Origin of the sequence: Leptolyngbya sp. FACHB-671, from assembly GCF_014695745.1 — a bacterium.
Classification (GTDB): domain Bacteria; phylum Cyanobacteriota; class Cyanobacteriia; order Elainellales; family Elainellaceae; genus JAAUTN01.
In genome coordinates this window covers 1-18,563 of record NZ_JACJOV010000124.1, presented here as the reverse complement: position 1 = coordinate 18,563, position 18,563 = coordinate 1, and the positions used below count along the sequence as shown (strand labels likewise).

The following is an 18,563-nucleotide window of genomic DNA, read 5'->3' as shown; positions in this document are numbered from 1 at the left end:
ATTCATGCTGGAAAACGCACAAACCTCATCTAATGCTCTGAGTAATCACGCTCCGAGTGATGAATGCGTCTTTGCTCAAGAAGATGAGATCGTGTTCTTTGCTGAAGAAACAGACCTGAGCCAGCATGGAAGCTGGAAAATCTTAATCGTCGATGATGATGTTGAAGTCCATGAAGTAACAAAACTGGCGCTAAGCGACTTTACCTTTGAAAATAAAACATTGACATTTATTAGTGCCTACTCTGCTCAAGAAGCCAAACAGTTAATTCAGGCTCATCCTGATACGGCGATTGTGTTTCTAGATGTAGTCATGGAAACAGAAGATGCAGGGTTACAGGTGATTCCCTATATCCGAGAGGAGCTAGAAAACCCAATCGTCAGAATTATCCTGAGAACCGGACAGCCAGGACAGGCACCCGAAAATGTGGTGGCAGTGAACTATGGCATCGATGATTACAAAACAAAAACAGAGCTAACCTCCCAAAAACTATTCATCACGGTAATTACAGCACTCAGAGCATTTTCCACACTGACCCAAGCATTTGAAGTGAGTCAAATGCTAGAGCAAGAATTGGCTCAGTACAGACAGGAAGCCTTGCGACCCAACGACGCCGAGGTGCCTACATCAACCCAAACCCAGGTTAAACGGCATGAAAAAATAGAAACTTTAGGTGAATTGGTCACAGAAATTGTCCATAAGGCGCTGACTTTTCCCAGCCAGGCAGGAGCAATTTACACCACGTCAATCATTGCTCGAATCGCCAGAATGGTTTTGCGAATTACCGATGAACATTCGGCAAAGCTAGGCATTTCGCAAAGCAAGCTCGCCGTTCTGCTCTATCTCAGTACTGAACCTGAGCGATGTGCCAGCCCGTCGTCTTTAGCCAAACAGTGTGGCGTTTCCCGCGCTGCCATGACCGGATTATTGGATGGACTAGAGCAAGATAGCTATGTCGAACGCGATGTGCATCCCTCTGACCGACGGGCACTGATGGTAAAACTGACCCCAGAAGGGCAACAATTCTTAAGCTGGATTGCACCCCAGGATCAATATCAGATCTCTGAGCTAATGAGCTCTCTAAATGAAGCAGAACGCAAAACGCTGATGGATCTCGTGATCAAAACAGCGAAACTGCTCGATGAAACAGCTTTGCCTGCCGATTGATGCCTGCAGGAGTGAGCATCTGTTTGCTACATAGGGGAGAAATGCCCGAAGCGCCATGCAGGATGGCAAATTCGCATTGAGAGAAAATAGTTAAGCAATTAACTATTAAGTGTAAAACTAGATACAAATTAGGCTTATCCAACTCTTTATTATCTATCCATCGTTGAAAGCTCTCTTATGAGCGTCAACTGATCGGTAGCGAACCAGCAAACAATCGCTAGTAAACCAGCAAACAAAGGCGAGTGGTGGGGATTGTCCGGTTACAGGGAGGCAACTGATTTTTAGAGTCCAACTTGTATTCAAAGTGCTGTGGCTTGAGGAGGAAGCCTTGGCGATCGCAAAAAATTGAGATAAACCTTTTTTCCTGGCTCAAAGCCCGGTAGCGCTGGTTTGGAGGTTGCAAGCCCCTCTTAAACAGCGGCAAGCTCAGTCTGTTCCAGCAGATTACAAATAAAATCTTGCAACTGGAAGTACCAAAAGATCCAGGAGAGTTTTTCTATGGCTCTCCTCTGCCATTGGTCACTAGAAGCTCTAAATACAACACTCACTGGGGGTACTCATGTCTTACCACGGCGACATTTCATCGAGTGAAGATGCAGTTGGAGTTGCGGTTGTTAACTACAAAATGCCGCGCCTGCACACCAAAGCAGAAGTTATTGAGAACTGTAAGAACATTGCCTCAATGATCGACGGGATGAAAGTAGGTTTACCAGGAATGGATCTGGTGATCTTTCCTGAATATTCCACTCACGGCATCATGTATGATCCCAAAGAGATGATGGAAACGGCAGCAAGCATTCCTGGAGAGGAAACGCAAATCTTCTCAGAGGCTTGCATTCGCAATAAGGTTTGGGGCGTTTTCTCACTCACTGGAGAACAGCACGAAGAGCATCCTAACAAGGTTCCCTACAACACCTTAATTTTGATGAACGACCAGGGACAGATCGTTCAAAAATATCGCAAAATCATGCCCTGGACACCGATTGAAGGCTGGTATCCCGGCAACTGCACCTACGTCTCAGAAGGACCAAAGGGACTCAAGATTAGTTTGATCATTTGTGATGATGGCAATTACCCTGAAATCTGGCGCGATTGTGCCATGAGAGGAGCCGAACTGATTGTTCGCTGCCAAGGGTATATGTATCCGGCGAAAGATCAGCAAATCATGGTGTCTAAAGCAATGGCGTGGATGAACAACGTTTATGTTGCCGTTGCTAATGCTGCCGGATTTGATGGTGTATACAGTTACTTCGGACACTCTGCTGTAGTTGGCTTTGATGGTCGCACTTTAGGTGAGTGTGGCGAAGAAGAGATGGGGATTCAGTATGCTGCCCTGTCTAAGTTTGCGATTCGTGACTTCCGCAAAAACTCTCAGTCTCAGAATCACTTGTTTAAGCTGCTACATCGCGGCTATACCGGAATGCTGAACTCGGGCGATGGTTCTGAAGGGATGGCGGAATGTCCTTACCAGTTCTATCGGGACTGGATTCTGGAGCCGAAGAAAGCGAAGGAGAAAGCAGAAGCGATTACTCGTTCCACGATTGGTACGGAAGAGTGCCCAATTGAGGGTATCCCCAATCAGAAGGTTAGTCCTCCTCCAGTGAAGTCCTCACCCACAACAGTTCAAGTCTCCGTAAATGGCTAATTTATAGCTGGAAGTTACGGGAGTTTCCACTTGTATCAGCTACAAATCTCAGCGTAGGGGCGGTTCGCGAGCCGCCCCTACGCTGAGGTGCTTCCACGACCAACAGAAAACCATCTTGATCGATCTTCTACGGGGACAATTCCGTTGAGGATGTTCCGACTTGGGCTTGTTCAGTGAGGGATATTCCGTTTGCCGTAGCTCCTTCAGGTGACTGTGTCGCTTCAGCAGATGGCTGTGCTTCGGTCGGTGAGGAGTGCTGCTCATGATCGAGCAGCTTCACCGTGGTATTACCTTTGGGTTCAGCGACCGGAACTTCATTGTTGCGCTGTGCTGCTCGGTTGCTCAACGCAGTCAGCCAAGAAGGTGCCCAGGATGAATGGCTATCTCTGCCAAAAGCACGTTCTTGACCCATTTCACCAGATTTAGGAAGTAACCGATTTGTCATACTGAGCAGGTTTGCAGTGAGGCCCGGAAATAGTCCAGCAAATTTAGCAGAAAGCCAAGCCGGAAAAGGCACAATTACTTCTGCATCTCCCCGCTTGAGGGCTTTGATCGTCCGCTGAGCGACCTCTTCAGCACTGGCAGAAAGCAGTGGCAGTGAGTCACCAATACTAAACCAAGCAAACTCCTTGCGGTTCTGACCCTTCATGATGGCGTGATCAACCACACCCGTGTGAATGAAACCAGGACAAACTGTTGTGACGGCAATTCCAGCGCTTGCTAGTTCGGCTTGCATTCCCTCTGATAGTCCGGTCAGGGCAAATTTGCTGGCACAGTAAGCCACCATGTGCGGAGACACTACCTTGCCGCCAATAGAGGAGATATTTACAATCCTGCCCGCTTTGCGCTGACGCATCTCTGGCAGCACAGCGTAACTGGTGTAAAGCGGTGCCCAAAAATGTAGCTTCATTGTATCGTCGTAGTCCTGCATGGTGAGGCTATCTAGCGGACCGACAATGTCCGTTCCAGCATTGTTGATTAGAATGTCGATCGGCCCAAAGCGTTCCTTAACTTGCTGCACCATCTGCTCAACTTGAGTTTGATTAGTGACATCACACGTTACTGCCAGGACTTCCCCTTGCTTTAGTTCCGTTTGCGCCCGTTCTAGCTCGTCCTCATCTCGCGCACAGAGGGCAACTCGTGCCCCCGACTGGACGAGTTGACGTGCCATGACTAAACCTAATCCGCGTGAACCTCCGGTTAACAAGACTGTTTTACCATTCAGGTCGTAGCTGCGTTCACGCCACCATCGATCTAGCGACACTGAGAAAAGGAGTGTGGCGATCGCCAAAACAACAAAAGTGAGTAAACCTTGATAAGTTAAATTCATTAATCAAAAATCCTGCGATTCAAGCGATTCAAAGGTGGTGTTTTAACTTGTTAAGCGCAATCCCTGATCGTGCAGGTTTTGCTCAATCTGCTGCATTTCCTGGAGCGTTTCTCCGGTGACAATGCCATAAATTTCGGTGTAAATTTTGCCGTATTTCACCTTCTCCAAAGCTGAGAGAATCAGAAAATCTTTCCGCTCTAGCTGGGGTCTCAGTGTGGTGAGAATTTCGTCGAGAGTTCCTTCCATGCGGTAGTCACTGGAATATTTGGCGATCGCTTTATCCAGCTTCAACAGTTGATGGCGCTGCAAGCAAAGCGGCGTTGAACCATTGATGCGAAAATTGGCATCGATTCCGTAAAGCTTTCCGTCTCGGTCTTCTAATATATCGAAGCCAATTACCCCGAAATATCCCTGTTGGTGAGCATATTGTCCTATCGCTGTAACCATTTCGGAGAACTTACTCATGTCGTCGGTGTAGTCGATTAACCCTCCTAAGTAGTTCCCTTCGGAGCTAACTAACTGCTGAGTTACACCAACTAACGAAATCTCACCTTGCTTATTCACATAGAACTGAGCACAGTAGTTGTTAACCTCATGCTTGACAAACTCCGAAACGATGATTGTCTTTAACAAGTTGATCGACAAGTACTTCTGCAATTCTTCTAGGCAATAGTTGAAATCGCTGTGACTGCGAATAATATAAGTTCCTTCACCCGAAAGCCCATGAGATGTTTTGATCAGGTAAGGAAACTGTTGGGGAAGCTGAATTTGATCCAGGCTAATCTGATCTAACTCATAGGTTTGATAAGTCGGACAGGGAATCCCCAACTCAGAAAGCGCAGCTTTACTGAGCAGACGGTAATGAGTATCTGGGTTGACAGCGTGCTTTTCATGCGCCAGCCGATCAAACGGAAATAAGACAATCACTTGGTCAAGGCGATCGCCACTCAACTCATCTAGATAAGTTGAGCAATCCATCATCTGCAAATGAGTATCATCAAAGCCAAAATGCTCTCGCCAGTATTGCATTAGCTGGTTTTGAGGGGGTCTGATTGCCACACCCGTAAGAGTATTACCTAGGACTGCCAGGTTTTTCCAGGGTTCTTTCTGGCAAATTTTGTCAAAGGATGTCTTTGTGGCTTCACTGCTGCCATCTTGCAGAAAGTATTTTTGCACGTTGGGATAAGCAGCCCAGCTTGCCGTTGCGGGATAGTTCAAAAGCAGCCCATAATACCTGTCACCAATGTCCTGAGCGAACAAATCAGAAAGGGAGTTTCCCTGAAAAAACTGAGTGAGTGGAGGAGTCATAACGGAAGAGTTAGGCGATCGCCAAATTTTGTCTTTGCGGCTATTAGTCTAGAGGTGATTTAGTGCCTAATAGCGTAACGGCTGACTTTTCGGGATAACTCTACCGCAAGGACAACTCCTCTTTCTCTATAGATAGACCTTCTTTCTCAGTAGCGAGTTGCTATACCCAATTATTTTTCATTTCTTTCTCCGATCGCTTCGACCAGTGCTGACTTCGTTCGCTCAATCAAAAGCCGAACCCGCTCCATCTGCGCTTCACTCGCTGCCCTCTGCCGGGGAGCCATTTCCGTTGTGTCAACCCTCAGCATTTGCTCATAAGAGCGAAATACCTGAAAAGCATAGCTTGCGATCGCAAGCTGCTCTTCAGACAAGATTTCTACACGTTCTACCAAGTCAGTACACGTTGCTGACAGCGGTAAGCCAAACACGTCAGTGTAAAGAGGCGGTACTGGGTTAGAGCATTTTCTTAAATCATCAAGTATGCCAACTGCTTCTTCCAACATCTGACCATCAAAGTCAGCCAAGGAATTGAGGAGAGACAGTAAGAGATAGTTAGATTTTCTTTGCTTCAACTCGCAATCCCGGAATAACTTGCTCTTTTCAATTCTAGTAAAGAATGGAGCTCAAGCGGATGGATAACAAAGCGACAAATAGTTTGTTACTAAGACTTTCGCGACACTAGCCTGTCATTGGTGACAGACTAGCGTCGCTGTACATTAGCTCTACGGGACTGACGGGGCTCGAACCCGCAACTTCCGCCGTGACAGGGCGGTGCTCTAACCAATTGAACTACAGTCCCCCGTTAGGGGCAATATCTAGTGTGCCGAAAGAAGGCGGATTTGTCAAACAAAAATCGAAAATTTCTTTTGGACTTATTACCCAAACCATAAGCTTCCCATAGTCCAGCCTTTAGATGCGGGTGATATCTTCCTGAGCGGTAACCCGGTTTAAGCCTTCTAAACCTATACACCGCTAGCTTTTTCCATTTCCAGGAATAAAACTCTACCTCGTCAAGGAAGCTTTCATGGTAAGTCCCGATACCGTTCGTTTTGCCCAGTTCAACGCCTCGCTGAATCGCAACAACGCAGGCGAACTGATCGCCGATTTGTCTACTACCGGCAATGCTCAGGCTAAGACCGTCGCGGAAATCATCCAGCGAACCAATCCGGATGTGCTGCTGATCAACGAGTTTGACTTTGACGAAAGCGGCACGGCTGCTGAGCTGTTTCAGCAAAACTATCTGGGTGTCAGCCAAAACGGAGTTGACCCGGTTGAATATCCCTATTACTACATCGCGCCTTCCAACACGGGCATTCCCTCTGGCTCGGACCTGAACAATGACGGCAGGGTGAGCGGGCCAGATGATGCCTTTGGGTTTGGCTTTTTTCCCGGTCAGTATGGCATGGTGGTTTATTCCAAGTACCCGATTGACACTGAGAATGCCCGCACCTTCCAAAATTTCCTGTGGAAAGACATGCCGGGGGTGCTGCTGCCCGATGACCCCAACACGCCGGAGGCAAACGACTGGTATTCAGCGGAAGAGTTAGCGGCATTCCGGCTCTCGTCCAAGAGTCACTGGGATATTCCGATTGAGGTGAATGGCGAGACGATTCACTTTCTCACCAGCCATCCTACGCCACCCGTGTTTGACGGACCGGAAGACCGCAACGGTCGCCGCAACCACGACGAGATTCGCTTTTGGTCAGACTATATAACTCCAGGAGAAGGCGATTACATCTACGACGATGCGGGCAATACTGGCGGCTTGGCGGATGGCTCCAAGTTTGTGATTGCGGGCGACCAGAATGCTGACCCCTTTGATGGCGACAGCGTTGAAGATGCCGTTCTCCAGTTGCTTAACAACCGGCTGATCAACACCAGCGTCACGCCCAGCAGCGAGGGTGGGGTGGATGCATCAGAGCGTCAGGGTGGTGCAAATACGGCTCACACCAACAATCCTGCCTTTGACACGGCAGATTTTGCTGATACGACTCCGGGCAATCTGAGGGCTGACTATGTGCTGCCTTCCCAAAATTTGGAGATTACTGACGCTCAGGTATTTTGGCCAACTAGCGATGATCCCCAATTTGGGTTGGTGGGCAATTTTCCGTTTCCTAGTTCTGACCATCGGCTGGTGTGGGTTGACCTAGCAACGGAACCTGCGGCAGACCGGAATCGACAAACGGTGGCAGGGGTAGATTTCTTGGGAGAAGTGACGTTTCCAACCTCCCTCACCTTTGAGGGAACTCAGGTTGGCGGACTATCGGGAATTGCGTATGACGCAGCTAACGACATTTACTACAGCATTGCGGACGATCGCAGCCAATTTAACCCAGCTCGGTTCTACACGCTGTCGATTGACCTGAGCGCTGGAGAACTGCGAGACGGCGATATTAGTTTTGAAAACGTAACCACTCTGCTGGATGAGTCGGGTGAACCGTTTGCTGAACTTAGCCTTGACCCAGAGGGAATTGCCCTTTCCCCAGATGGCACTCTGTATGTCTCCTCTGAGGGTGACGCAACTCGACTGATCAGCCCATTTGTGAATCAGTTTTCGCTAGATGGGGAGCAAATTGGGGAATTGGCGATCGCCGACAAATACTTCCCCACCGCCAATAACAGCAGCGGCATTCGCAACAACCTTGCTTTTGAAAGCGCCACCATTACCCCCGACGGTCGCTACCTCTACACCGCCACTGAAAATGCGCTCAACCAGGACGGACCAGCGGCAGACCTAGAGCAGGAAAGCGTTTCCCGCATCATCAAATATGACCTGCTCACTGGACAACCCGTGCAGGAGTTCGTTTATGAAGTTGATGCGGTCGCTGAAACGCCTGTTCCGGCAGATGCTTTCCGCACGAATGGTTTGGTTGAACTGCTGGCGATCGACAACAGCGGCACCTTGCTAGCCCTAGAGCGCTCCTTCTCCACAGGCGTAGGCAACACCGTCAAGCTCTATGAAATCAGCACTCAGGGCGCGCTGGATATTAGCAGCAGTGACAGCCTGCTGTTTGAAGAGGGCGTTGCTTTAGAGGTTGACCCAACCGTTTCTAAGCGAGAACTGCTCGACTTTGCTGATTTCGGCATCACGCCAGACAACCTGGAAGGCTTGGCGCTAGGACCAAAGCTGGCAGATGGTCGCCAATCGCTGATCGTGGCCAGTGACAACAACTTCAGCGACACTCAGGTGACACAGTTCATCGCCTTAAGCCTGGATTTGGACACGATTCCCGTCGTTGCGCCAACGGTTGAAACGCCTCCTACCTTTGACATCGAGGAACCACCCAGCGGACCAGCTCTCTCCAGTGCAGACGATCCGGCGATTTACGTGCATCCAACCGACTCTTCGCTCAGTCTGGTGGTTACAGCGTTAAAAAATGGCGGCTTGCAGGTACACGACCTGAACGGGGAACTGCTGCAAACGATCGCTCCTGACTCTCCCGAAGACCTGCGCTACAACAACGTTGATACGCTGTATGGCTTCAATCTGGGTGGTGAAACGGTGGATCTGGTGGTTGCTAGCGATCGCCTCAACGACACCATAGCCATCTATCGCATCGATCCAGAAACCCGCCAGTTAACCAACATCACTGCTCCAGACATTCTGGAAACCCTCTTTGGCATAGATGATGGCGAACAAACCGCTTACGGGGTAGCAAACTACATCAGTCCCATTACGGGCAAAGCCTACGCCTTCGTCACCCAGGCTGATGGCAACCAGATTGCTCAACTGGAGCTGATCGACAACGGTGAAGGACAAATTGATGCCCAAATCGTCCGAGTTCTGACCGTTCCCGTTCCCGCAGACGGAGAGCGAGAAGCGCTGACCGAAGGCGCAGTCGTCGATGCTGAACTGGGCTACCTCTACATCGGTCAGGAAGATGTTGGCATCTACAAATTCTCCGCAGAGCCAGAAGGTGGCGACGAAGGCGTACTGATCGACGCGGTAAAGCCAGAGGGCAAAGCTCTCGAAGCTGACGTAGAAGGATTAGCTCTCTACTACGGTGCAAACGGTACGGGCTATTTGATTGCCTCCAGCCAGGGCGACAGCACCTTTGCTGTTTATAGCCGCGAGGGCGACAACGCCTACCTGGGTAGCTTCATCGTGGGTGAAGCGAATGGTATCGACAGTGTAGACGGCAGCGACGGACTAGACGTAATTAACGTACCGCTTGGACCCAACTTCCTCTCTGGGCTGCTGGTCGTCCACGATCAGCAAAACGAACCTGCCCTGATTGTTGAAGATGATGGAGAACTGGTCAACGCCAGCGGCAACTTTAAGTTTGTCCCCTGGAAGAACGTTGCCAGTAGTTTCCCAAATCCTTTGGACATTGACACCAGCAGCTACAATCCACGCAACCCATCTGTCAGAACTCTCGTTGTCGGTACTCCTGGCGCAGAGACGCTGGTCGGCACTGCCGATGATGAAGTCCTCAACGGCTTTGGCGGGAACGACACGATCGCAGGTGGGCTAGGCAACGATATCGTTTATGGTGGTGCAGGCAATGATGTGTTGAGGGGCGATCGCAACCAGTCCAGCACGGGCGGCAACACAGGCGGCGACGACATTCTTTATGGCGGCACAGGCAATGATCGGATCGGCGGCAAAAGTGGCAACGACAGACTCTACGGCGAAGCAGGCAATGATCATCTCTTTGGCGACAACGGCGACGACCTGCTGCGCGGTGGCTTGGGTAATGACAGATTAATAGGTGGCAGAGGCAGCGACACCTTTGTTCTGGCAGCAGGCGAAGGAACCGACACGATCCGCGACTTCCAGGTTAGCGAAGACCGAATTGAACTGCCCGAAGGTTTAACCTTCGGGCAGCTATCCGTGATTCAATCGGGTCAAAACACTCGAATTCTGCTGGGCGAAGAAACTCTAGCAATTCTCCGACAGGTAAATGCAAGTACTCTGGTAGAGGCAGTTTTCACCACCATCTAAATATCAATTCCAAAAGTTAGGGCTACAGATGGGAACGGGGTGCCTTTCCATCTTTAGCCTCTTTTTAGAGAAACGTTATAACGTTATTTGAACTTTGAACTGGTGGTTTCTCGTTACCAAGCTCTGGCTGAGTGACGGCTGATAACAAGCTCCAGCTTCCAGTGGAAGTTGGAGCTTCTCCAGTTGTAGACAGGTCACATAGAAGCTATGCAAGAATGAGCCACTGCTGATGGCAGAATGTTGCAGTTAGAAACAATCATCATGGATTGGAAAACAACACTTTCATTTATCGTCAGCGCCACACTCCTGATTCTATTGGGCGGTTGGCTGCTTGAGGCGAGTGTATTGCCCATTCCAACTGAACTCAATTACAGTGAGACAGAGCAGCACCTCATAAGGATTTGGCTTCAGGCTGCGGTCGTAATTGGATTGATCCTGCCCGGAATTTCATTTTTGGCTCACCTGCGTCGCCCTAGAGCCAGATCAATCCTCGGGTTTTATTTATTGGTTCTTATCATTCAAATTATCACTGAGCAAATTCTTACTGGCGTTTTTCCTTCTGGTCTATTACTTATTATTGGACCGCTCTACACCGCGTTTCGCGTTTGGCAACTATGGCAGGGGCAACAGCTGATGAGAGCGGATGCTGAAAAGAGGAGTAATTGCGATCGCGGACTACTTGGCTTGCTGTGGCTCATGCTGCTGTTTTGGTCCGCAAACCTAATCGTTCTTGGGGCAATTGGCTGGTCTCAATCTACTCGATAGACTGAATTAGCGTGAATCACTTGGGCACGATGTCGTAGATTCAGGCGATCGAAAAGTGAGTTACATGAGTTTTTACCGTTCTTTCCGTAATGTAGAGCTGTTCAGCAATTTCTCGATTCGTTGAACCGTTCTTGTGTATAGCTCCGATGCGCCGTGTGTCTCGTAACGTTTACTTTGGCGATCGCCCTGCTCCTACCCAAATATGTCACCATTACCTCGTAGCTCGTCTACCGCTTCAACCGGTTCCTCGAATGAAAATTGCCCTCAAACTAGTCACACTCAGCAAGCGCTATGGCACTCATGAAGCCGTCAATCGCCTCAGCTTGCAGATTCCTCAAGGCTCTCTCTATGCCCTGCTAGGACCAAACGGCGCAGGCAAAACCACCACCTTGAGGATGGTTGCTGGACTGCTTCAACCAGACAGCGGCGATGTCCTGATTCAAGGACACAGCATCACCAAAAACCCCAGCGTTGCAAAGCGGGTTTTAGCGTACTTGCCAGATGAACCGCTGCTCTACGGCAAACTGCGTCCAATGGAGTATCTAGAATTTGTGGCAGGTCTGTGGGGAATTCCTGCAGTACAGGCAGAAACTCGTGCCCAAGACTTGCTAAAACAGCTCAACCTGTGGGACGTGAGAGGCGACCTGAGTGAAACTTTCTCTCGCGGGATGAGACAAAAACTCAGTCTGGCGGGCGCATTCATTCACCAGCCACAACTCATCATTCTAGATGAACCGCTGTCCGGGTTGGATGCTGCTGCTGCTCGCCTGGTCAAAGATATACTGGCAGACTATGTACGGCAGGGCAACACGGTTATTCTCACGACCCACATCATGGAAATTGCCGAACGCATGGCTCAGCGGATTGGCATCATCAATCACGGACGGCTGATTGCAGAAGGCACTCTGGACGAACTGAGGATACAAAGCGGTGAAACAGGTGGCACTCTAGAAACCGTCTTTTTAGATTTAACTCAGAGCCAAGACATTAACGACCCGCAACCAGAGGGGCAAAGAGGATGAAAGCTGGTACTTTACCCTGGTTGCTGCGGCATGAGTTGCGCCTGTGGTGGCGTGAGATGAGAAGTAAAACCTTGTTGATTGCCCTAGCAGTTGCGTTTGGGCTATTGATAGCGGTGCTATTTACCCTGTCCTGGTTTGCTCTGTCCCCGGTGCGGCAGCAGGTTTCTTTTGACACGATTCCTGAACCTGCTGTGTGGGCTGCTGTAATGATTTGGCTGGTCGGATTTTTCTACGCCTTCATTCAAGCAATGGGTCAGAGTATTGTGTCCTTGTTTGATCGGGGTGATCTGGATCTGCTAATTGCTTCGCCCATTTCCAGCAAAGTTGTTTTTGCAAGTCGTTTGCTGGGAGTGGCGGTTGAAACTTTCCTGGGCTTTTGCTTGCTAGTTGTGCCGGTTAGTCTGATTGCAGTTCTTGTGGGTGTGCCGCGACTACTCGGTCTTTATCCGGCTCTAATTGGAATCAGCCTTTACGCTACCAGCCTATCGATGCTGTTGTCACTGTTGTTGGTGCGGCTATTTGGCGCAAAACGGGCACGCGTCTTTGCTCAGGTTCTCACCGTTTTCTTTAGCGCTGTCGTTTTTTTGGGTGCTCAACTGCCGAACCTGGTAAGTCAAGACTCGATCAACGGGATCAGCGGAGCAAGCGGAGCATTTTGGCTGCAGGTGCAGGGCTGGTTTCGTACAAGTAGCCTGCTTGGGGCAGACAGCCTGATCTGGTTTCCTGCTAAAACGATTTTCTTGGACCCGATCGCCACACTTTTGACGCTTTTGACTAGTGGCTTACTAGCGTGGCTCACCGTAGAAACGCTGCACCGCTCCTTCGTTGCAGGAACGCAGCAATCGATGACCCGCAAGCAGCGGCAGCTTCGTCCTGATCAGTCCACACGCTTTACCAGTGGGTTTAACCGTGTGGTTTTGTTCAAAGAGTGGCGCATTATTCGGCGCAATCCTTATCTGATTTCTAATATCTTTTTACAAATCCTGTTTTTGATTCCAGCGTTGGTGATTGTGTCGAGAGGAGATATGGGGGTGGCGATCGCCTCCCTTTCCACCTTTGTGGCCACCGTTAGCACCTTTGTGGGCAGCACCCTGGTTCAGTCCCTCACCCAAATCTGTGTCTCTGGTGAAGAAGCTGCCGATCTGCTCAAAGCCTCTCCGGTGAACAGTGCCACCCTGCGCCGTCTGAAATTACTAGCTGCCTTAATTCCGGTCTGGTTGTTGCTGTCTCCCCTGTTTATCACACTCATTGTGAAAGGCGAAGCGTGGCTGGCACCGCTGTTTGTGTTCCTTTGCGCCACCACCAGTGCGGCAGTCTTGCGCTTGTGGAATTCCCGTCCCATTTCTCTGTCTGATTTGTTTAAGCGGCGACAAAACGTTCAAGGTGACCCACTTTTAGGGTTCCTGGAATTCGTTTCTACCTTTGCCTGGGCTGGACTAGGGTTTGGTTTAGAGCAAACTCACTCCGGCTGGATTTTTACCCCATTAGGCATTGTGCTGATGGCGATAACCATTGCCTACGGGCGCAGTCGCCAGCTAGGAACATCCTTAGGCTTTTAGGGAAGCTGAACCTCCTTTCCCTTCAAGTTCTGTGAGCCAAGCAGGTCAATGAGTAGCGTGCTCTAACCCTTTAAAACTAGCGCTGCTACTCATCTCCATTGAAGTCTTCACGCTCCAGAAGCTCGTTGTAATAGTGCGATCGCTCACTGGGAAGATAGATCGTTTGCTGCAACGTTTGGTGCTTCAGACGAAACGATCGCGTGATATTGATTTGACTTAAGAAATCTAGATCATGTGAAATCACCCAAAGTGCGCCCTGATACTCGTTCAATGCTTCAACTATCTGATCGACGGTTGTAATATCAAGATTGTTGGTCGGCTCATCGAGAATCAGCAAATCAAGTTCTGAGATAGTAATCATAGCGATCGCTAATCTTGCCAATTCTCCACCACTTAACACCGATGCAGATTTGTATACATCGTCATTGAAGAACAGAAAATGTCCCAACTGTTGCCGCAATAGCTGATAGTTGAGAGCCGGATTTGCCCGCTGCATATTTTCCAGAACCGTTTGAGTACGATCGACAAACTCATAGCTCTGATCAAGATACATAATCTGCATCTGCGCGAGTCGAATATTACCCTGAAGTTGAGCTAGGGCTGCTTCAATCCCCACAATTGCTTTCACAAAACAGGATTTACCGGAACCATTAACGCCTGCAATCGAAAGGCGATCGCCACTCTCAACCTGAAGCTGAATCTCTTTGAGCAACAGACGATGATCAACCCAAAGATTTGCCCGATCGATTTCGATTAGATTTCTGTGTTTTTGACTTTTTTCCTCTAGTTGAATGCTGGTTGTTTTGTGTGTTCTCACTTTGGTCGCTGCAACTTTCTGAACTGCAGTCGCGATCGCCTGATCGTGTTTCACTTTCAACGTTGCCGCCGTTGCTTCGGCTTGCCGCTTTAAATTTCCTGCTGCAATGCGTGGCATGTCACCATTCAGCTGCCGCCTGCGACCGTTGCGGCTTGATTGAGCAGCTCGTTCCTGTTCGTGCAAAGCAGACGTTTTTGCATGTTTGAGTTCTTTTCGGGCGGTTTCATGCGATCGCATTCGTGCTGCGTGTTCTAGCTGCTTTTGTTCCCGGTATAGGGAATAATTGCCGCCATAAACTTGCAATCCTTCAGGTGTGAGTTCCCAACTCATGTTGGTCACTTGATCTAGAAAGAAAGGTTTGTGCGAGACAATCACAAATGCACCCTGAAACTGGCAAAGGAACTGCCGCAGTTCTTCGAGTGACAGGTAATCAAGATGATTGGTCGGTTCATCCAGAAACAAGAGATCGGGCGATCGCGCTAACCCCACTGCCAGAAGCAATTTGGTCAACTCTCCACCGCTCAGGTTTTGGATTAACAGCGACAGATCTAGAGTGGTGCTGAATATCGTTTCGAGAATCTGTTCAATTTCCCACCACTCGTTAGAGATGGCGTTAAGAAAATTAAAAATGGACTCTGATCGAATGGACTCTCGAATGGTGCTGATCTGGGGCAGATAATAGGTTGAACCATTGCGAACTACTGATCCTTGTCTGAGTGGAAACTCACCTGATAAAAGTTTGAGCAATGTTGATTTGCCGACTCCATTGGAACCGACTAAGGCAACTCGATCACCTGCTGAGAGACTGAGATGAATCCCTTGAAAAAGATGTGTGGAATTCAGTTCATAGCTCAAGTTCTCAGCAATTAAGTAGGGCTGTCGGGCGTTTGACATCCACTACCTCCTTACAAAATAAAACTGCAAGAGTGCTGATAGCGTAGCGATATTCGTTGTGTAAAAGCTTAAGAAGCCAGAGCAGAGAGTGATTTTAGCTCACGTCTGTTTTGCCATATCGAGAGCCCGGCTGATTTCAACCGTTTAGTAAACGACTCTGTTGGGTGCTCGGCTTCGGGATACTACTTCATTGCTGTTTGGACTTGAGGAGTTTTGATCAGGATAACGCAAATTTATCTACAACGTCTAGCGATCGATGATCGAGTTCATATTATTTCAGTACTGGTTAGTACTGACTAACCACCAAATGTCAGCGTTTATAGACCTTGCGTTAATCTTGCTGTGATTGGGTATAAGATATATTTTCATTTTACTTGAACACTTGTTCAAAGATCTCTAACTCTGTGCAACCTAGCAGTCCTAAATCAGCTGTAAGACAAGCAAGTTGCGAGAAGCATACCCTTCAGGGATACGCCTCCCACAACTGATCTAAGGTTGCTTACATCCATTAACAAAAGTGCGTCAGAAACTGGTTAACACGTCACTACTTTGCTTGAGCTACGCTTGTAGCGATCGCAAACCCAAGCCCTCTTCAAATTTCCTCAAGTCCTATTAGTTCGCAACAATTCTTTTAACGCATGTGTACGATCTGTAACTTTTTTGGTTTGAGCGACTCTCTGCCTCAAACAACTTCCAGCGCTGCTAAAACTTCAGATTCCACCGTGGGCGGTGCAGGTGTAGGTGATTCACTTTATCCGGGTTTTGGCAACAGTGGCTATGATACTCAACATTACACCCTTGATCTCAATGTTACTGATGTTGACACCAGTACGCTCGATGCAACTACCACAATCGAGGCGATCGCAACCCAAGATCTGAGCAGTTTTAATCTAGATTTTATCGGATTCACCATTGACGAGATTATTGTCAACGGAAAGCCCGCAGAGTTTAGTCGCGATGGGCAAGAGTTAACCATTACACCAGCAGATCCTTTGGCTGAAGGTGAAGCGTTTACGGTGGCGGTAGATTACAACGGTGCCCCAACCCAAATTGATTCGGTTGCCTTTACTTTCCCTGTACCAACCGGATGGGTCATCGTTGATGGCGGAAACTTTGTTCTGAGTGAGCCGGATGGAGCTGCCAACTATTACCCAGTCAATGACCACCCTCTAGATAGAGCCTCGTACACTTTCCGTGTGACGGTTCCAGAGTCCTATGAGGTGGCTGCTAATGGAGTGTTGGAACAAACGGTTGATAACGGCGATTCGACAACCTATGTGTTCGAAGCTCGCGATCCAATGGTGAGTTACTTGACAACGGTAAACATTGGCAGTGGATTTAACATTGAGACTTCAGAAAGCTCATCCGGTGTACCCATTCGCAATTATTTTGCGGAAGGACTTCCAGAAGAGAAGCTTGCGCCGTTTAACCTTCAGCCAGAGATGCTAGATTACTTTAGCGAGATCTTTGGACCCTATCCATTTGAGGTGTATGGCTCTGTTGTCGTAGATGCTGAAACGGGTGGAGCACTAGAAACCCAAACTTTATCTATCTTTGGCTCCGATTTACTAGACTCACCTACCCTGGAAGAAACCATTGCCCATGAGTTATCGCACCAGTGGTTTGGTAATGAGGTAGCTCTAGCAGACTGGAGCGATATTTGGTTGAACGAAGGGTTTGCGACCTACTCACAAGGGCTATGGCTTGAATACAGCAAAGGAGATGAAGCCCTGGATGAGTGGGTTGAAGGACGGTATAACCGGGTCGCTACTGGTCTTAATCAGTTGGTGTCGCCTGGTGAACCTCCTGCTGATGATCTATTTAACAATGGAGTGTACAGTTGGGGAGCATTAGGGTTACATGCGCTAAGGCTAGAGGTTGGTGATGAGGACTTCTTCGACATCGTGCAGACGTATTATGATCGCTTTAAGGGTGGCAATGTCAGAACGTCAGACTTAATTGCCGTTGCAGAAGAAGTCAGTGGACAAGAGTTAGTATCATTCTTCGATCGCTGGATTTACAGCGACAACCTGGCTCCCCTTCCAGAACTGGGTCTGGTATTTCCCGGCACGATTTCTGGTAGTGTTGCTAGTGAGCAGTTGGTTGGTTCTGATGATGCAGGCGACATTATCTACAGCTACAAAGGCAATGATGTAGTTGCTGGTGGCGGGGGCAACGATACGCTCTACGGTGAGGCAGGCAATGATGTACTGCGGGGTGATGCTAATAGACCCTCTAGTGGCAGTCTCGTAGGGGGCGATGACATCCTCTATGGAGGTGCTGGGAGCGATCGCCTCGGCGGTAAGGGTGGCAATGACTCCCTTTACGGTGACGAGGGCAATGATGCAATTTGGGGAGACAATGGGGACGACTTACTTTCGGGTGGAAGAGGTCGCGATGTCCTTCATGGTGGCAAGGGGATAGACACATTCGTCATTGCCCCGGGCGAAGGTACAGATGTGGTTCGGGACTTTAAGCTGGGTGAGGACAAAATCGGACTAGCAGATGGGTTAACTTTTGCTCAATTGTCTTTGGGACAAAGCGGCAATACCGCACTCATCAGCTTTGAGAATGAAGTTCTAGTCCGGGTTAATGGTGTAGCTGGCTCACTTACAAGCGCTGATTTTGTGGCGATCGCCTAAGCAATCGGTGTTTGTTATAACGTTTTTCTAAAGAGGCTACAGATGGAAGGGCACCCCGCTAAGCGGGGTGCCCTTCCATCTGTAGCCCTAATTTTTGGAATGGGTATTATCCGATCGCCAAAGCGATGACTCCTAAAACCATCAGACTCGCTGCTATGAGCCGGCCTTTGGCGTTGCCTTCAGCTAACAACTGTGTTCCCATTAATGCTCCAATGACAATACTGATTTCACGGGTAGGAGCAACATAGCTCACTGGGCGGCGTTGCACAATGGGTGAATGACCATTTCAAAGTAGGCACTTGTCGATGCTTCAAGTAGTAAATTAACAAGCGAATCGATGCCTGAAGCATCTCAATGGACTTGGAATAGCAGAAGGTTTTGCGGTGCAGCCGCGCCAGATGGTGCCGTAATCGACTATTTTCTCCTTCAACCCGAGTCATGGCTGTTTTGCTCACCAGATGATCGCCATCT

Annotated in this window: 13 protein-coding genes and 1 tRNA gene; 7 read left to right on the top strand and 7 right to left on the bottom strand. The window is 49.0% G+C overall.

Going from position 1 to position 18,563, the window contains the following annotated elements:
- The first annotated feature begins 4 nt into the window (after positions 1-4).
- Both H6F93_RS35825 and H6F93_RS16145 read left to right on the top strand, forming a co-directional pair.
- The gene (locus H6F93_RS35825; protein WP_190682642.1) at positions 5-1,165 is read left to right on the top strand and encodes a MarR family transcriptional regulator; all 1,161 of its coding nucleotides are present in this window, start codon (positions 5-7) and stop codon (positions 1,163-1,165) included.
- A 559-nt stretch (positions 1,166-1,724) separates the two neighbouring features.
- Positions 1,725-2,810, top strand: a complete 1,086-nt coding sequence (locus H6F93_RS16145) for an aliphatic amidase (protein ID WP_190682636.1) — start codon at positions 1,725-1,727, stop codon at positions 2,808-2,810.
- 127 nt (positions 2,811-2,937) lie between these two features.
- Here H6F93_RS16145 and H6F93_RS16140 read toward each other — a convergent pair whose 3' ends face one another.
- From H6F93_RS16140 to H6F93_RS16125, 4 genes are all read right to left on the bottom strand, one after another.
- Entirely contained in the window at positions 2,938-4,140 is a 1,203-nt protein-coding gene (locus H6F93_RS16140) for an SDR family NAD(P)-dependent oxidoreductase (protein ID WP_190682633.1), read from the bottom strand.
- A gap of 42 nt (positions 4,141-4,182) precedes the next feature.
- A complete protein-coding gene (locus H6F93_RS16135; protein WP_190682630.1) occupies positions 4,183-5,448 on the bottom strand; it encodes an ATP-grasp domain-containing protein in 1,266 nt (421 codons plus the stop codon).
- Positions 5,449-5,618: 170 nt separating this feature from the next.
- The gene (locus tag H6F93_RS16130) at positions 5,619-5,972 is read right to left on the bottom strand and encodes a hypothetical protein (RefSeq protein WP_190682628.1); all 354 of its coding nucleotides are present in this window, start codon (positions 5,970-5,972) and stop codon (positions 5,619-5,621) included.
- Positions 5,973-6,173: 201 nt separating this feature from the next.
- Positions 6,174-6,247 (bottom strand) — tRNA-Asp (locus tag H6F93_RS16125).
- 225 nt (positions 6,248-6,472) lie between these two features.
- Between H6F93_RS16125 and H6F93_RS16120 the strand changes: the two genes are divergently transcribed.
- Together H6F93_RS16120 and H6F93_RS16115 are read left to right on the top strand one after the other, a co-directional pair.
- Entirely contained in the window at positions 6,473-10,393 is a 3,921-nt protein-coding gene (locus tag H6F93_RS16120; RefSeq protein ID WP_190682625.1) for a phytase, read from the top strand.
- A 237-nt stretch (positions 10,394-10,630) separates the two neighbouring features.
- Entirely contained in the window at positions 10,631-11,158 is a 528-nt protein-coding gene (locus tag H6F93_RS16115) for a hypothetical protein (protein WP_190682622.1), read from the top strand.
- A gap of 40 nt (positions 11,159-11,198) precedes the next feature.
- On the opposite strand, the gene H6F93_RS35260 is transcribed toward H6F93_RS16115, so the two are convergent.
- A complete protein-coding gene (locus H6F93_RS35260; protein ID WP_524537959.1) occupies positions 11,199-11,297 on the bottom strand; it encodes a LuxR C-terminal-related transcriptional regulator in 99 nt (32 codons plus the stop codon).
- A gap of 16 nt (positions 11,298-11,313) precedes the next feature.
- Between H6F93_RS35260 and H6F93_RS16105 the strand changes: the two genes are divergently transcribed.
- The gene (locus tag H6F93_RS16105) at positions 11,314-12,180 is read left to right on the top strand and encodes an ABC transporter ATP-binding protein (protein WP_206755734.1); all 867 of its coding nucleotides are present in this window, start codon (positions 11,314-11,316) and stop codon (positions 12,178-12,180) included.
- Entirely contained in the window at positions 12,177-13,739 is a 1,563-nt protein-coding gene (locus tag H6F93_RS16100) for a hypothetical protein (protein WP_190682619.1), read from the top strand. Before H6F93_RS16105 ends, H6F93_RS16100 begins: the two co-directional genes overlap by 4 nt.
- Before the next feature lie 85 nt (positions 13,740-13,824).
- Here H6F93_RS16100 and abc-f read toward each other — a convergent pair whose 3' ends face one another.
- Positions 13,825-15,450, bottom strand: coding sequence for a ribosomal protection-like ABC-F family protein (gene abc-f, locus H6F93_RS16095; RefSeq protein ID WP_190682616.1), 1,626 nt, complete (start codon positions 15,448-15,450; stop codon positions 13,825-13,827).
- Between the two features lie 665 nt (positions 15,451-16,115).
- Here abc-f and H6F93_RS16090 point away from each other — a divergent pair.
- Complete coding sequence (locus H6F93_RS16090; RefSeq protein WP_190682613.1) at positions 16,116-18,092, top strand: M1 family aminopeptidase; 1,977 nt, start codon at positions 16,116-16,118, stop codon at positions 18,090-18,092.
- Between the two features lie 227 nt (positions 18,093-18,319).
- Here H6F93_RS16090 and H6F93_RS16085 read toward each other — a convergent pair.
- Positions 18,320-18,563 (bottom strand): IS1 family transposase (locus tag H6F93_RS16085; RefSeq protein ID WP_277882858.1); only part of this gene is annotated, 244 nt, incomplete at its 5' end.

Excerpts from the sequence above, each read along its gene's own strand:
- H6F93_RS16120 (WP_190682625.1), top strand. The coding sequence starts at position 6,473 with ATGGTAAGTCCCGATACCGTTCGTTTTGCCCAGTTCAACGCCTCGCTG.
- H6F93_RS16100 (WP_190682619.1), top strand. The coding sequence starts at position 12,177 with ATGAAAGCTGGTACTTTACCCTGGTTGCTGCGGCATGAGTTGCGCCTG.
- H6F93_RS16115 (WP_190682622.1), top strand. The coding sequence starts at position 10,631 with ATGTTGCAGTTAGAAACAATCATCATGGATTGGAAAACAACACTTTCA.
- H6F93_RS16145 (WP_190682636.1), top strand. The coding sequence starts at position 1,725 with ATGTCTTACCACGGCGACATTTCATCGAGTGAAGATGCAGTTGGAGTT.
- H6F93_RS16140 (WP_190682633.1), bottom strand. The coding sequence starts at position 4,140 with ATGAATTTAACTTATCAAGGTTTACTCACTTTTGTTGTTTTGGCGATC.
- abc-f (WP_190682616.1), bottom strand. The coding sequence starts at position 15,450 with ATGTCAAACGCCCGACAGCCCTACTTAATTGCTGAGAACTTGAGCTAT.
- H6F93_RS16135 (WP_190682630.1), bottom strand. The coding sequence starts at position 5,448 with ATGACTCCTCCACTCACTCAGTTTTTTCAGGGAAACTCCCTTTCTGAT.
- H6F93_RS35825 (WP_190682642.1), top strand. The coding sequence starts at position 5 with ATGCTGGAAAACGCACAAACCTCATCTAATGCTCTGAGTAATCACGCT.